Raw genomic sequence first — 14,056 nt, 5'->3', positions numbered from 1 at the left:
CGGTTTTATCCGAATCAGTACTTCAGATAGGAGGGTATTTTGAGTTCGCTTTGCGAGACCTGCTGCTCATAGCCAAGCTGACCCTCTACTTCAGCCTTGTTAGCCAGCTTGATCGCCTTGCTGTAATCACCCGCCTCGGCTGCTGCTTTGGCCTGCTTGATGAATTTGCCGGTGTCCCGCCATTCACCATTGACCGATGCCGCCTTCTTGCGCGCCGCCTCCGCCTTGGCGATGGCATCCTCAGCGGCTGCCGCGTTGGCCTGCATGTCGCTCGCCAATAGTGTCGTACTGCCGGCCGCCAGGCCGAATATCAGCATCAACATCAGGATTACGATTTTGCTCTTCATGTTCTTCTCCAGTGTCTCTTGATACCTGGTTGTAAATAACCGCGAGCGCTTACTTGCGCGCACCGGGGCCATTCAGTTCCAAGCCGTTGCTCAGGTAGCTGAGGAAATACTCCAGGTTACGGTACTCTTCGCCCTGGGCAGTGAGTGCCTTGGCCCGGATGTTGTTGTTACATCCAGAGAAGCGACGATGCAGGGTACCCACTGTCCCCCACTTGGAGCGGTATACCGGCCAGTGGGTAACATGGCCCACCGAAGGACTCAGTATCTCGGTACGAACCTTCAGACCGGTGTTCTGTACATGACAGGTGGCACAGGAGAAGTTGAGCTGTCCACGCCGGGTGAAGTAGAACTTCTTGCCCTTCTCGAAGGCTTCCAGCGCGCGGGGATCGTCCTTTGGCACCTCGACGTTGATCACCTTGCCGCGGGACTGGTAGGCGATATAGGAGAGGATGTTGTTGATGGGCCCCTTCTTGTATTTAAGCGGCTTTTCGCCATTGGCCTTGAGACACTCGTTCAGGGCCAGCGGCAGGGTCATCACCATCCCCTTTTCCCTGTCCCAGTGGGGATACTTGTGGGCAATTGCCGGCCCGTCCGGGAAACAGTCCTTGTAGGTCTTGCCGTTGGCAAAAGGTTTCTCCCACATTTCCTGGCCGGCATCGATAAACGGTTCGTAGGGCGGGAACTCTTCAATGGCTTCCCAGTTTTCGCGTCCGATGGGGTCAATGGCATAGGCACCATTGGGGTACTCTTCCATCGGCACAGAAGGGAATTTGGCCTTGTAATATTTAATAAAGGCCATGCGGTCCTCTTCGGGGCCCGCCTGCACCACCGTGGAGGTCAATAGCAGTACCACCAAACTGATCAATATATTCTTCATAATCTCTCTTCCGGTAACTGTGAGCAGTTGCGTTCGCCTGTCGATTACAGGGTCCAGATATACTCGACAACTTTGTCGATCTCGTCCTCTGTCAGGACACGCATACGACCGAAGGGCACCATCGCTGACTCGGCGTTAACCGAAGTGGGGTCCCAGATCTGGGCCCGCAGCTTCGCCTTGTCCGGATAACGTGCCTTCATGGCCAACAGTGGTGGTCCGATATTTCCGGGAGACTCGCCGTCTTCAATCAGGTGGCAGGCAAGACAGTTGCCCTTGGTGCGGCTCATGGCGATTGATCTGCCTTCGGCGACAATCGCCGGATCAGCCTGAGAGGTGTTGGTTTCGGGTGCATCTTTTACAGCGGGACTGTTGCAGCCCGCCAGGGTCACCGTCGTTACGATGGCTAGCATGGACACCAGCCTGGACTTTTTTATCATCATCTCCTCCTAAGGAATGCTGAAGGGTGACCACCTGTCCAATAACCGAACGTAAGCCTGTGGTGCATCCCTGCACGTTCGTTTACTGGACAAGGGGTCAATTTTGTCGTCAATCCGCGTTATTTTTGCTTTGCTTCGGATCGGGGCAGCGGGGTGGCCGTTGCCCTGAATCAGTGCGAATACTCAGACGTCCCTGATTATGGAAAGGGGCGGGAAATATAAAAATTGGAACATACAGCAGCACCTATTGGGGTTTTCCTTAACCCGGGCATGGGAGAGCAGTCAACAACACGCGCCACAACCCCCCTATACGGCACCGGACATGTTGATTACTGGGACTCCAGTGTCAGCATCATACGCATCAGATCGGAAAGACTCTTCGCCTCCATCTTCTCCATCACTTTGGCCCGGTGGGCCTCTACCGTGGACTGGCTGACCGACAGCTCGGTAGCGATCAACTTGTTGCGCATGCCCTGCACCACCAGGTGAAGCACCTCCCGCTCCCGGGGGGTCAGACGGTCCACTTTCTGTTTGATTTCAGCAATATGGGATGCCTGCCCCCGTTGACGCGCATCCAGCTCCAGGGCCCGGTGCACGCTGTCCAGCAGCGCCTGATCATTGAACGGCTTCTCGATAAAATCCACCGCACCAGCCTGTACTGCCCGCACCGCCATCGGTACATCACCATGCCCGGTAAAAATGATAATGGGCGGACAGAGCGGCAGTTCCAGCAGTTGGCTCTGTAACTCCAGACCACTCATGCCCGGCATGCGCACATCCAGGATAATGCAGCCGGGACGGGTTTCATCGAACTGCTCCAGAAAGGCGTTGGCCGAATCGAACAGCTCCACCTGGAGTCCCACCGACTCCATTAACAACTGAAGCGCCTCCCGCACTTCCCGGTCATCATCAATAATAAAAACCGTACTCTCACTCATACTCGAATCTCATTGTTCACGGGATGTGGGTAACAGAAAAACAAAGCGTGCCCCGCCACCTTCGGCCGGTTCGACAAATATCCGCCCCTTATGGGCCTCGATAATACCCTGACTGATGGAGAGGCCAAGCCCCATCCCGTTCGGCTTGGTGGTCACGAAGGGATTGAACAGCTCATCAGCCACTGTCGGATTGAGTCCCGGCCCGGTATCAGTCACGGTGACCCGGACATAATTATCCGCCTCACTGCTGGTGGCAATATGCAATAGCCGCTCTCTGTCCTGATTATCGGCCATCGCCTCAATGGCATTGCGGGCCAGGTTCATGATCACCTGGTCAATCTGCACATGCAGCGCCATCACCTCACCAATCCGTCCGTCCAGCTCCAGCCTGACACTCACATCAAACCTGTTAATCTCGGTCCGCAGCAGGGTGATCACCTCCTTGATCACCTCGTTGATATCGATACAGCTCAGTTCCGGCTGCTCTTTCTTAACAAACTGGCGCAGGTGACGGATGATCTCACCCGCCCGGGACGCCTGGGAGCCGATGCGCTCCATCACGTCGATTATACGCTCGGTCTCACCACTGTGGCTCTCCAACATACGGATACAGGCCTGGGCATTGGCGGTAATTGCGGTCAGGGGCTGGTTAATCTCATGGGCGATACCGGAGGCCATCTCACCCATCGTACTCAGGCGGGCCACATGCGCCAGGTCATCCTGGTGCTGACGCGCCTCTTCACTGATCCTTTTGCGGTCACTGATATCCCGAAACACCACCACGCTGCCAACCGTTTTCGACTGTTCATCCCGGATCGGTGTACTGGAATACTCCACCGGAAAACTGCTGCCATCCTTGCGCCAGAAAATATCGTCTTCGACAAAGCGGGGAATCTGGTCATGACAGGTGGCATAGACCGGACACTGCTCCGCCGGGTGGGGAGTACCATCGGCACGGGTGTGGTGCAGAATCTCATGCTGATTCCGACCGATCAGGTCCGCCACCGACCAGCCGGTTATCTGGGTCATGGCCCGGTTGGCAAAGGTGGTGTTACCGTCCAGATCGACGCCGATAATACCGTCCGCCACCGAGTTGAGAATGAGTTCGTACTGGCGCTCAAGATGCAGCTTGGCCTTTTTCAACTCCCGGTTGAGACGGGCCACCCAGGTGGTCATCAACAGCATGAACACCAGGAACACCAGGGCCACCAGAATCCAGTACCAGTACTTTTTCATGGCGTCGGCCAGGGTAAACCGACCCATGTATTCATAGGGCGGCAGGTGCAGTTCCTTGAACAGGTCATGCACGGACTGGTAGTCCAGCGGAATGGTCCAGCCGGCATAGTTGCCGGCCTGGGCGGCCGGGTGGTTCTTCGGCATGTTGAGTAGCGCTATGGCCACTTGCTGGGCCAGCTCATTGGAGGTGTGCAACACCTTACTGAACGGCCACTCCGGATAGAGTCGGGTGCTGCGGCTGAGCAGAAATCCGGGGTTAACCTTCGGATTGATGATTTTGAAATCCGCCAGCTTGATCTGGCCGGCGGCGGCCATACGCTCCAGGATATCGGTGCGAATCATGCCCACTTCCACCCGACCATCCCGCACGGCACGCACCACCTCGTCGTGGATACCGCCGAAAGAGAACGATGAGCTGTCCCGATAAGGATCCAGACCCCGGGCATGCATCTCCCGCCAGGACATCTGGAAGCCACCCAGCGAAGAGGCCGCCACTGCCATCAAGCTCTTCCCCTTGATATCTTCCAGGGTGTTGATGTCCCGTCGATCCCGACGGGTAAAGATCACCCCGCCAAACACATTATTGGTGTTCTGGCCCACCAGATTATTCAGAGTAGCGATGCGGGAGATACGGTAACGCACCTCCAGGTTCACGTAGATACCGGGATTGGCCAGGATGAAATCCACCTGCCCGAACTTGACCGCCGGATCCACTTCGGAAAAGTCGAGCGGTACCACCTCGAAGTCATGCCCCTGGATCACCCGACCAAGATAGGTGGCAGTCGGTGACCAGGTCTCATAGGTCGCCAGGCTGCCACGATGGCTTAGCACCCCGATACGGATCAGTCGATCCTCGGCCTGGACCGGCCCGCAAATCAGCGGCAGCAACAGAAATATCAGCAGCGCCCGATGCCACATATAACCATCCTTCAGGGGAATTACGCCGAGACTACGGAATATTCCCAACCCAGGCAAGCCCGTCTGCCGAATCGTCCGGGCGCCCTGATGCCATGCCTGAATCACTGAACGGTGACTGCGCATATGGCAAAAATAACCGCCGAAGATCATAATGACCGGCAGTTAAAGCTGTCGGAGGCGAACCCATGTCCAATTATCAACATATCCTGGTTGCGGTAGATTTTTCCAAAGAGTTTAACTCGGTCCTTGCCAAGGCTGTAGAGCTGCAGAAACTGTACAACGCCCGGCTGACCCTGATCCACGTCGTGGAGTACACCGGCGCCATGTATACCGGAGAGATTCCCCTGCCGGAGGATCTGGATCTGGATCAGCGCCTGGCTAAACAGGCCGAGACCAAACTGCAGGAGATGATCGACGAACAGAAGCTGGCCAACGCCGGCTATCAGGTGGAGATCGGCACTCCCAAGCGGGAGATTGTCCGGGTAGCCGAAGAGCAGGAGGCCGATCTGATCGTGCTGGGCAGCCATGGCCGACACGGCCTGCAACTGCTGCTCGGCTCAACCGCCAATGGAGTGCTGCACCTGGCCGGCTGTGATGTGCTGGCGGTGCGGGTCGAGAGCTGACTCGCCTGATCGGGGCATGATCAGATCCGGGGATTAAACAGGGGCATCGCTCCCGGGTGATGCCGGCGACATGCTGTTTCGGGCTCCAGCGGGACGGGGCTCAATTGTTCCATCCGCCCCCCTAAACAAACCAGCCCGACTGAAGCGCTGCCATGTAGAACAGTGTCCCGGCAAAAATACTGAGCAGCGCATTACCCCGCCACAGGTGCAGCAGCGTGGTCAACAACAGGGCCAACAGTTCATTCATGCCATAGGGAGCCTGGGTCAGGTCCAGTGATTTCAGGCTGTACAGCACCAGCAGGGTCATGATGGCTGGCGGCATATAGCGACCCAAATAGGTCAGCAGGGGGTGGTCACCCCGGTCCCGAAACGCCACGAACGGTATCAGACGGGTGAGAAATGTGGCGATGGTCATCACCAGGAAGACCAGCAGCAGGTAACCGGTTTCGCTCATAACACCACCTGACTGATCCGGGAACGCAGCAACAGCAGAGCGATGGAGAGGCTGATCGACACCAGCAGCATCTGCTCTCTGAACAGCCACAACGCGGCCAGGCCGCACAGCAGTGCGACCACAAAGGGATAGGGTTCACGCAGTTTTTTCCACTGCTCCAGCATCAGCACCATGAACAGGGCGGTCAGGGTAAAGTCCATGCCGCTGGTATCAAACTGCACATTGGCTCCGAACAGGGCGCCCAGGGCACAGCCGGTAATCCAGTAGCTCTGGTTCAAGGCGGTCAGCGCCAGGTAGTAGTTCTGTTCATCGTGTCCGGTCGGCGGGTGGGTACTGGTAATCAGGGAGTAGGTCTCATCGGTCAACCCGAAGATCAGGTAGAGTTTCTTCAGCCCCTGAGCCCGGTAGCGGCTCAACAGCGACACACCGAAGAACATGTGTCGGGAGTTGAGAATAAAGGTGGAGAGCGCCACTTCGAACAGTGAGGCGTGGGCGGCCAGCAGCCCCACCGCCATGAACTGGGCGGCACCGGCATAGACCGTCAGCCCCATCAGGGGTGCGTAGTACCAGGCGTAGCCAAGATCCTGAAACAGAATGCCGAAGGCCATGCCCAGCGGGACATAGCCAAACAACACCGGCACCGAGGCCCGAAACGCCGCTCCTACGGTAGACATCAGACGATCCCGGACAACCGTCGCTGATCAGAGCGCGCCAATCTAGCCCAGCCAGACACGGGCATTACGGAACAGTCGCAGCCAGGGGCCCGCCTCGCCCCAGGTGTCGGGATACCAGGAGTTCTGCACACTGCGCACCACCCGCTCCGGATGGGGCATCATGATGGTGACCCGTCCATCCGTGCTGGTGAGCCCGGTGATCCCCAGAGGCGATCCGTTGGGGTTGGCCGGATAGCGGCTGGCCACCTCCCCGCTGTTCTCCACATACTGCAGCACCACCTGGGAGCGGGCCGCCGCCAGGTGATCCGCATCGCGGAATTCCGCCCGGCCCTCGCCGTGGGCCACGGCGATCGGCAGCACCGAACCGGCCATTCCTTGCAGCAGAATGGAGGGGGACTCCTTCACTTCCACGCTGACAAAGCGCGCCTCGAACTGCTCCGAGCGGTTGCGCACGAAGTGCGGCCACTGCTCCGTACCAGGGATCAGCTCATGCAGATTGGAGAGCATCTGGCAGCCATTGCAGACCCCCAGGGAGAAGCTGTCATCCCGTTCAAAATAGGCCTGGAACTGATCCCGCGCCCGGGGATTAAACAGCACCGACTTGGCCCACCCTTCACCGGCGCCCAGCACGTCACCGTAGGAGAAACCACCACAGGCCACCAGCCCCTTGAAGCGCTCCAGTGACACGCGGCCGGAGAGGATATCCGACATGTGCACATCGATACTGTCGAAGCCGGCCTTGTGGAAGGCATTGGCCATCTCCACCTGCCCGTTGACCCCCTGCTCACGCAGGATCGCCACCTCGGGCCGCACCCCGCTGTTGATCATCGGCGCCGCCACATCCTCGGCCGGATCAAAGGTCAGGTTGACCTGGATACCGGGATCGTCCGCGTCGGCAATCCGCTCAAACTCTTCCCGGGCGCAATCCGGGTTGTCCCGCAACTGCTGCATGGCCAGGGTGGTCTCGGACCAGGCCTGTTGCAGCTCAATCCTGGACATATCCAGCACCACCTGGCGATCCCGGCGGATCAGAACCCGGTCGCTGTCGTTCAGGGTGCCGATCAGGTGACTGTAGTGACCCAGACCGGCGTCGTGCAGCTGTTTCAGCACCGCATCGGTATCGCTGTGCCGCACCTGGATCACTGCACCCAACTCCTCGTTAAACAGCACTGCCAGATCATCATCCGCCAGCCCGTCCAGCTCGATGGTCACACCGGTATGGCCGGCAAAGGCCATCTCGCAAAGGGTGGTTAACAGGCCGCCGTCGGAGCGATCGTGATAGGCCAGCAGCAGATCATCCCGATTCAGATCCTGGATGGTGGCGAAGAACTGTTTCAGGGCGTGAGGATCGTTCAGATCCGGCCCCTGGTGCCCGACCTGGCGATAGACCTGGGCCAGCGCGGAAGCGCCGAGCCGGTTGCTGCCCTTACCCAGGTCGATCAGGATCAGGTCGCTGTCGCCCTGGTCGGTGCGCAGCTGGGGTGTCAAGGTCCGGCGCACGTCGCTGACCGGCGCAAAACCGCTGATAATCAGGGACAGGGGCGCGGTCATGGCGCGTGCCTCATCCGCCTCCTGCCAGACCGTTTTCATGGACATGGAATCCTTGCCCACCGGGATGGCGATACCCAGAGCCGGACAGAGCTCCATGCCGACTGCCCGAACCGTGGCGTAGAGGTTGGCATCCTCGCCCACATGACCGGCCGCCGCCATCCAGTTGGCGGAGAGCTTGATGTCGCTGATTTTATCAATGGCGGTTGCCGCCAGATTGGTGATCGCCTCGCCGATCGCCATGCGACCGGAAGCCGGAGCATCGATCAGCGCCAGCGGTGTGCGTTCACCGATCGCCATCGCCTCACCGGTATAACCGACATAATCAGACAGGGTCACAGCCAGATCGGCCACCGGCACCTGCCAGGGGCCCACCATCTGATCCCGGGCCACCTGGCCGGTGATGGAGCGGTCACCGATACTGATCAGGAAGGTTTTGTTGGCCACCGCCGGCAGACGCAGTACCCGCTGGGCGGCCTGTTCCGGGGTCACATCGGCAAAATCCAGTTCCGGCTTCTGGAACGGATGATGTTTCACATCCCGCAGCATACGCGGCGGCTTGCCGAACAGCAGGGACATGGAGATGTCGATCGGGTTGTTGTCGAAGTAGGCGTCACCCAGTAGCAGATGCTCTTCGTCTGTCGCCTCACCCACCACTGCGTAGGGGCAGCGCTCCCGTTCGCAGATCGCCTTGAACTCGTCGAGCCGTTCCCGGTCGATCGCCATGACGTAGCGCTCCTGCGCCTCGTTGCACCAGATCTCCATCGGTGACATGCCCGGTTCATCGTTGGGCACGGTACGCAGTTCAAAGCGCCCGCCCCGTCCGGCATCATGCACCAGTTCAGGCAGGGCATTGGAGATACCTCCGGCCCCCACATCGTGGATAAACAGGATCGGGTTGTCGCCTCCCCGGGCCCAGCAGCGGTCGATCACCTCCTGACAGCGCCGCTCCATCTCCGGGTTGGAGCGCTGTACCGAGGCGAAATCCAGATCCTCCGCCGAGGTGCCGCTGGCCATAGAGGAGGCGGCGCCACCCCCCAGGCCGATCAACATGGCGGGGCCACCCAGCACCACCAGCGGTGAGCCAGCTGGAAATTCGTGCTTCTCGATATGCTCTTCCCGGATATTACCGAGACCGCCGGCCAGCATGATCGGCTTGTGGTAACCGCGCAGCTCGGGCCCCTGCGGACCCGCCACCTGCTCCTCGAAAGTGCGGAAATAGCCGCACAGATTGGGCCGGCCGAATTCGTTGTTGAAGGAGGCACCACCAATGGGGCCCTCCAGCATGATATCCAGGGCCGAGACAATCCGCTCCGGCTTGCCGAAGTCCTGCTCCCAGGGCTGTTCGGCGCCGGGGATGCGCAGATTGGAGACCGAGAAACCGGTCAGGCCCGCCTTCGGCTTGGAGCCCTTGCCGGTCGCCCCCTCATCCCGGATCTCACCACCGGAGCCAGTGGCCGCACCGGGATCGGGGGAGATGGCGGTCGGGTGATTGTGGGTCTCCACCTTCATCAGAATGTGGATCGGTTCGGCGCTGTAGCTGTAGCGGTGGCTGCCGGGCTCGGTCAGAAAACGCTGACCCGGGTGCCCGCTCATCACCGCCGCATTGTCCTTGTAGGCCGACAGCACCTGATCCGGCGACTGATCGGTGGTGTTACGAATCATCTTGAACAGGGAGAGGTGCTGGGGTTCACCGTCAATGATCCAGTCGGCGTTGAAGATTTTATGCCGGCAATGCTCCGAGTTGGCCTGGGCGAACATCATCAGTTCCACATCGGTGGGGTTACGTCCCAGCGCCTGGAAACTCTCCACCAGGTAGTCGATCTCATCCGGCGACAGCGCCAGCCCCAACTCACCATTGGCCACTTCCAGCGCGGCGCGGCCACCGCCCACCACGTCCACCGTAGTGAAGGGCCGGGGGTCAGCCCGGTTAAACAGACAAACCGCCTCATCCAGCGCATCGAATACCACTTCGGTCATACGGTCGTGCAGTACCGACCTGGCCGCCTGCAGTTCGTGATCAGTCAGGGGCCCATTGTCAGCCGTTGTCAGGTAGTAGACGGTACCCCGTTCCAGGCGCTCGATCTTCTCCAGGCCACAGTTGTGGGCGATATCGGTCGCCTTGGTGGACCAGGGTGAGATGGTGCCGGGCCGCGGCACCACCAGCAGCAGCTGGCCGGTCGGTTCGTGTTCCGCCAGCTGGGGACCGTAGCGCAACAGCCGATCCAGAACCGCCCGCTCGGTATCGTCCAGGGTCTGAGTCAATTCGGCGAAATGGATAAACTCGGCATACAGTCCCAGGGGACGCCCCACCACCTCGGCAAGACGACGTTCGAGTTTGTTCTGACGAAAATCGGAAAGGGCTGGAGCGCCGCGAAGAGTGAGCATGGGATACCTTGTCGATGGGCGAAAAATCAAATCGGTAATGATACTCGAAGCGGTTGGAAATTTCCGCATTGCCGGACCATATTCCGGTCCGCCTCGACAACCTAACCCAGATCCCCGGACTCTATACGCCGCCGGTGATAGAGCGAGTAATAGCGCACCTGGGCGGTGGCATGGGCGATCCAGCCGGACAGCAGGATAATCAGGATAAACAGCTCTGCCCGCAGCTGTGGAAAAGGGGTCATCAGGGCCAGCAGAATCAACTTCAGGAACACCACCTGACCGCGCAGCTGAATCAGCCAGATGCCATTGGAGTAGATGGAGATCAGGGCCAGACAGCTCCCCGAAACCAGGGTGATCTGCAGGTAGAGGTGCCAGCTCTCATCCACCGCCGGGTAGAGGAAACCGGCGCCCAGGCCACCCAGACCCACCAGGTGCAGGGTTCTGAACAGCACATTAAGCCAGCGCTGGCCGGGCAGATAGCGGGACTCCCGCGGGAACAGCCATGCTTTCAGACTCATGCGTCACACCTCGAACCAGGGACTGACCTCCCCTTGACTGGTCAGGGTAAGGCGTGGCGCCAGCTCTGGCAAGCGGGACAGAATGGTATCCCGAACCTTGTCCGGGTCATTGTTCTGTTCGCTCACGTGGGCCACCACCAGGTGACGCAGACGGGCATGATCCAGATCGGCCAGCAATCCCACCGCCTGCTCATTGTTCAGATGACCAAGCCGGCCACCGACCCGACGTTGCAGGGAGGGTGGATAGGGGCCGCTGTTGAGCATCGCCAGATCGTGATTGAACTCCAGCAACAGGGCGTGGCAACCCGCCAGCATCTGCTGAATATGGGGCGTGATACTACCGCTGTCGGTCAGCACCCCCAGGCTGGTGCCAGCGCTGCTGAATACATACTGCACCGGTTCCCGTGCGTCATGGGGTACCGGATAGGGTTGCACATTGATGGCGCCGATCCGGAATGGCGCCTGGTGACTGTGGATCAACTGTGGGTCCGGCAACTCCCCGCAGCGACCCTGACGGTAGGTACCGTGGGTAATCCACACCGGCAGATCGTAACGCCGGGCCAGGGGGCCGACCCCCTTGATATGGTCCTGGTGTTCGTGGGTCACCAGGATGGCAGAGAGACTCTCCGGAGCGACTCCGAGCAGCCCCAGGCGCCGCTCCGTCTCTCTGGCGGCAAAGCCACAATCCAGCAGCAACCGGGTTGTTCCACACTCGATCAGTGTGGCATTTCCCCGGCTGCCACTGCCGAGAGAGGCGAATCGCACCGCTCCTATCCTGGCCAGGTTCCGCCTTTACTGGATCTGCTCATGCAGCAGGGTCAGGATACGCAGTGCGGTATCCGAGTTCTCCTGCACGCCGTCCTTGTTCCTGACCACCACGCGGGAGCCACCATTACCATCCGCAGTCAGCCCCACCTGGTACTGGCTCTCCTTGTCGATATCCTTGTCGTTATCGCTCCAGAACGCCAGTTTGCTCAGCAGGCCCGGCTCGTCAGTCTCCTTCAGCGGATCGTTGTAACGCACGTAGTAGATCATCTTGGCACGATCCCGATCCTCCACCGCGAAACCGACCCGGTCCAGGGCCACCCCGGTCAGACGCCAGGCGCGACTCACCTCTTCATTCATCAGCAGCACCACCTCACTGTCGTTGCGTACCAGCCGGGAGCGCGCCTGGGGCGTGCCCGCCTGGGCCAGTGAGGTGCGGGACTGCTGATCCGTGACGCCCATGTAATTCATCAGGCGGCGCAGCATCTCCGCCTCCAGGCCGTGATCGGTAGGCCGGGGATTCCAGATGGTACGCTCCGGGTCCCCCCCTCTATTCAGCACATACTCCTCTTCCATACCGCGATGGGTCAGATAGAGTTCGGTGGTCCCTTCGGTCAAGCCCTGCTCAATACGGACACGGTACTGATCCCGGGTCGCCGCAGCATAGGCACCATCAAATACGGAACGAATCTTGTCCGTAATGAAATCACGCTTGATATCCGCCCGGTTCTCCAGCCAGTCGGTCACCATCACACCCACCGTAGGATCCTGCTGGGCCAGCAGAATGCCGTTCTCCTGCCAGAACGCAACCGCCTTGTACCAGACATCCTCGGGATCGCTCTGGATACGCAGCCAGCGCTGGTCGCCGTCCCGCATCACCTGGATCTTGTCGATCTTGGGCAATACGTTGGTCCGGGTTGCCACACGGCCCTGAATACGCTCTCTCTCCAATTGCCCCGACAGGGTGGTCGCTTCAGCACCGGAGGAACCGGGAATGACCAGTTGATCATTGATAGTGCTTTTGGTCAGGTCGGGCGGGATCTCCAGATTGTTACCGGCATCCTTGGCCTTCTTGTACTCAACCTTCCGGTCGGGCAGTACGTCATCCATGTTTGGCAGGGCACCACAGCCCGCCAACATAACAGTAACCAGGAGTGTGACTAGCGTATTTCGAGTCGTTAAAGCCATGTTGTAGAAAACCTTGTTGCCAGTTACCTGACGTTTCAGAGGAGACCTGCGGTGACCAGCGATTGACGCAGTTGATCGTGATAACGCTCTGCGAACCAGGTCAGCGGCAGGCGGATACCCACTGGAATGCGGCCCATCTCCGCCAACGCCCACTTCACCGGGATCGGATTGGACTCCAGGAACAGATCCCGGTGCAGGGCAGCCAGCGGCTCGTCCAGGCGGGCGGCCTCTTCCGCGTCGCCCCGCCGGGCGGCCGCAATCATCTGGTGCATCGCCGCCGGCGCCACGTTCGCAGTTACAGAGATGGTTCCGACACCACCCAACAGAATAAATTCACGGGAAGTTGCATCATCCCCGGTAAGCAGTGCGAAATCCTCGCCACAAAGCTCGCGCAGGATCGCCACCCGATCCAGATCACCGGTGGCTTCCTTGATACCGACAATATTGGTAATTTTGGAGAGTCTGCCCACTGTCTCCGGCAACATGTCGCAGGCGGTCCGGCCCGGCACATTGTAGAGCAGTTGCGGAATATTCACCGCCTCTGCGACCGCCTTGAAGTGCCGATACAGCCCCTCCTGGGTCGGCTTGTTGTAATAGGGCGTGACCAGCAGACAGCCATCGGCACCCGCCTCCTTGGCACAGCGGGTAAGCTGGATCGCCTCGGTGGTGGAGTTGGCTCCCGTCCCGGCGATAACCGGCAGCCGTTTGGCAGTAAATTCCACAACCTGCCGGATTACCTCACAGTGCTCCGTCTCATCCAGGGTGGCGGATTCACCGGTGGTACCCACCGCAACAATGGCGTCGGTACCCTGTTCAACGTGCCATTCCACCAGGTCACGCAGGCTGTTCTCATCGACGCTGCCATCCTCCTGCATCGGGGTGACCAGCGCTACCATACTGCCTTGAAACATGTGAAAAAACTCCAATTAATCCGCCTAATCAGCCATTCTAAAACGCCGACTCCGACGCTGACAAGGCGGATGGGCGATAATCTGGCATTTCCCTTCGCATTCCCCAGACACCACTCGCCCGGCAACCCCATTCCAAATCGCAAAGATGGATGGCAGGATGCCGGGGCCTCCAACGTCCCGGCTGGAGGGGCACACCGTTCACCCGGTCAACGTTTTGCCAGAGAACGCAAGACA

The 14,056-nt window shown here is 59.5% G+C and carries 13 protein-coding genes; 1 reads left to right on the top strand and 12 read right to left on the bottom strand.

Features of this window, described 5'->3' with window-relative positions; translation table 11 throughout:
• Positions 1-14: 14 nt before the first annotated feature.
• The 5 genes from AAY24_RS16195 to AAY24_RS16175 all read right to left on the bottom strand — a co-directional run bounded on the left by AAY24_RS16195 (position 15) and on the right by AAY24_RS16175 (position 4,753).
• Complete coding sequence (locus AAY24_RS16195) at positions 15-347, bottom strand: SoxAX-binding protein (protein WP_046860565.1); 333 nt, start codon at positions 345-347, stop codon at positions 15-17.
• A 49-nt stretch (positions 348-396) separates the two neighbouring features.
• Positions 397-1,224: a sulfur oxidation c-type cytochrome SoxA gene (gene soxA, locus AAY24_RS16190; protein WP_046860564.1), complete on the bottom strand. Its 828-nt coding sequence runs from the start codon at positions 1,222-1,224 to the stop codon at positions 397-399.
• A gap of 44 nt (positions 1,225-1,268) precedes the next feature.
• Positions 1,269-1,664, bottom strand: coding sequence for a sulfur oxidation c-type cytochrome SoxX (gene soxX, locus AAY24_RS16185; protein WP_234422191.1), 396 nt, complete (start codon positions 1,662-1,664; stop codon positions 1,269-1,271).
• 326 nt (positions 1,665-1,990) lie between these two features.
• Positions 1,991-2,599 (bottom strand): response regulator transcription factor, encoded by a 609-nt coding sequence (locus AAY24_RS16180; protein WP_046860563.1) that lies wholly within the window; start codon positions 2,597-2,599, stop codon positions 1,991-1,993.
• 9 nt (positions 2,600-2,608) lie between these two features.
• Entirely contained in the window at positions 2,609-4,753 is a 2,145-nt protein-coding gene (locus AAY24_RS16175; protein WP_234422190.1) for a PhnD/SsuA/transferrin family substrate-binding protein, read from the bottom strand.
• A gap of 185 nt (positions 4,754-4,938) precedes the next feature.
• Between AAY24_RS16175 and AAY24_RS16170 the strand changes: the two genes are divergently transcribed.
• Positions 4,939-5,376 carry a universal stress protein gene (locus AAY24_RS16170; RefSeq protein WP_046860562.1) on the top strand — a complete coding sequence of 146 codons (438 nt, stop codon included), beginning with the start codon at positions 4,939-4,941 and terminating at the stop codon, positions 5,374-5,376.
• 121 nt (positions 5,377-5,497) lie between these two features.
• Here AAY24_RS16170 and AAY24_RS16165 read toward each other — a convergent pair whose 3' ends face one another.
• The 7 genes from AAY24_RS16165 to dapA form a co-directional block, all read right to left on the bottom strand.
• Complete coding sequence (locus AAY24_RS16165; RefSeq protein WP_046860561.1) at positions 5,498-5,830, bottom strand: branched-chain amino acid transporter permease; 333 nt, start codon at positions 5,828-5,830, stop codon at positions 5,498-5,500.
• On the bottom strand, positions 5,827-6,504 hold the full coding sequence (locus tag AAY24_RS16160) for an AzlC family ABC transporter permease (protein ID WP_046860560.1): 678 nt from the start codon (positions 6,502-6,504) through the stop codon (positions 5,827-5,829). Before AAY24_RS16160 ends, AAY24_RS16165 begins: the two co-directional genes overlap by 4 nt.
• A 42-nt stretch (positions 6,505-6,546) precedes the next feature.
• The gene (gene purL, locus AAY24_RS16155; protein WP_046860559.1) at positions 6,547-10,440 is read right to left on the bottom strand and encodes a phosphoribosylformylglycinamidine synthase; all 3,894 of its coding nucleotides are present in this window, start codon (positions 10,438-10,440) and stop codon (positions 6,547-6,549) included.
• A 101-nt stretch (positions 10,441-10,541) separates the two neighbouring features.
• Entirely contained in the window at positions 10,542-10,958 is a 417-nt protein-coding gene (locus tag AAY24_RS16150; protein WP_046860558.1) for a hypothetical protein, read from the bottom strand.
• Positions 10,959-10,961: 3 nt separating this feature from the next.
• The gene (locus tag AAY24_RS16145; protein WP_046860557.1) at positions 10,962-11,723 is read right to left on the bottom strand and encodes an MBL fold metallo-hydrolase; all 762 of its coding nucleotides are present in this window, start codon (positions 11,721-11,723) and stop codon (positions 10,962-10,964) included.
• A 27-nt stretch (positions 11,724-11,750) separates the two neighbouring features.
• Positions 11,751-12,833, bottom strand: a complete 1,083-nt coding sequence (gene bamC / locus AAY24_RS18805) for an outer membrane protein assembly factor BamC (RefSeq protein WP_234422189.1) — start codon at positions 12,831-12,833, stop codon at positions 11,751-11,753.
• A gap of 113 nt (positions 12,834-12,946) precedes the next feature.
• Positions 12,947-13,822 carry a 4-hydroxy-tetrahydrodipicolinate synthase gene (dapA, locus tag AAY24_RS16135; RefSeq protein ID WP_046860555.1) on the bottom strand — a complete coding sequence of 292 codons (876 nt, stop codon included), beginning with the start codon at positions 13,820-13,822 and terminating at the stop codon, positions 12,947-12,949.
• Positions 13,823-14,056 lie beyond the last annotated feature (234 nt).

The organism is Sedimenticola thiotaurini (assembly GCF_001007875.1).
Lineage (GTDB): Bacteria > Pseudomonadota > Gammaproteobacteria > Chromatiales > Chromatiaceae > Sedimenticola > Sedimenticola thiotaurini.
The sequence above is the reverse complement of the archived record's forward strand: the minus strand, read 5'-3'. Positions and strand labels throughout refer to the sequence as shown.

Coding starts and splice junctions, on each gene's coding strand:
- AAY24_RS16195 (WP_046860565.1), bottom strand. CDS start 347: ATGAAGAGCAAAATCGTAATCCTGATGTTGATGCTGATATTCGGCCTG.
- soxA (WP_046860564.1), bottom strand. CDS start 1,224: ATGAAGAATATATTGATCAGTTTGGTGGTACTGCTATTGACCTCCACG.
- soxX (WP_234422191.1), bottom strand. CDS start 1,664: ATGATGATAAAAAAGTCCAGGCTGGTGTCCATGCTAGCCATCGTAACG.
- AAY24_RS16180 (WP_046860563.1), bottom strand. CDS start 2,599: ATGAGTGAGAGTACGGTTTTTATTATTGATGATGACCGGGAAGTGCGG.
- AAY24_RS16175 (WP_234422190.1), bottom strand. CDS start 4,753: ATGTGGCATCGGGCGCTGCTGATATTTCTGTTGCTGCCGCTGATTTGC.
- AAY24_RS16170 (WP_046860562.1), top strand. CDS start 4,939: ATGTCCAATTATCAACATATCCTGGTTGCGGTAGATTTTTCCAAAGAG.
- AAY24_RS16165 (WP_046860561.1), bottom strand. CDS start 5,830: ATGAGCGAAACCGGTTACCTGCTGCTGGTCTTCCTGGTGATGACCATC.
- AAY24_RS16160 (WP_046860560.1), bottom strand. CDS start 6,504: ATGTCTACCGTAGGAGCGGCGTTTCGGGCCTCGGTGCCGGTGTTGTTT.
- purL (WP_046860559.1), bottom strand. CDS start 10,440: ATGCTCACTCTTCGCGGCGCTCCAGCCCTTTCCGATTTTCGTCAGAAC.
- AAY24_RS16150 (WP_046860558.1), bottom strand. CDS start 10,958: ATGAGTCTGAAAGCATGGCTGTTCCCGCGGGAGTCCCGCTATCTGCCC.
- bamC (WP_234422189.1), bottom strand. CDS start 12,833: ATGGATGACGTACTGCCCGACCGGAAGGTTGAGTACAAGAAGGCCAAG.
- dapA (WP_046860555.1), bottom strand. CDS start 13,822: ATGTTTCAAGGCAGTATGGTAGCGCTGGTCACCCCGATGCAGGAGGAT.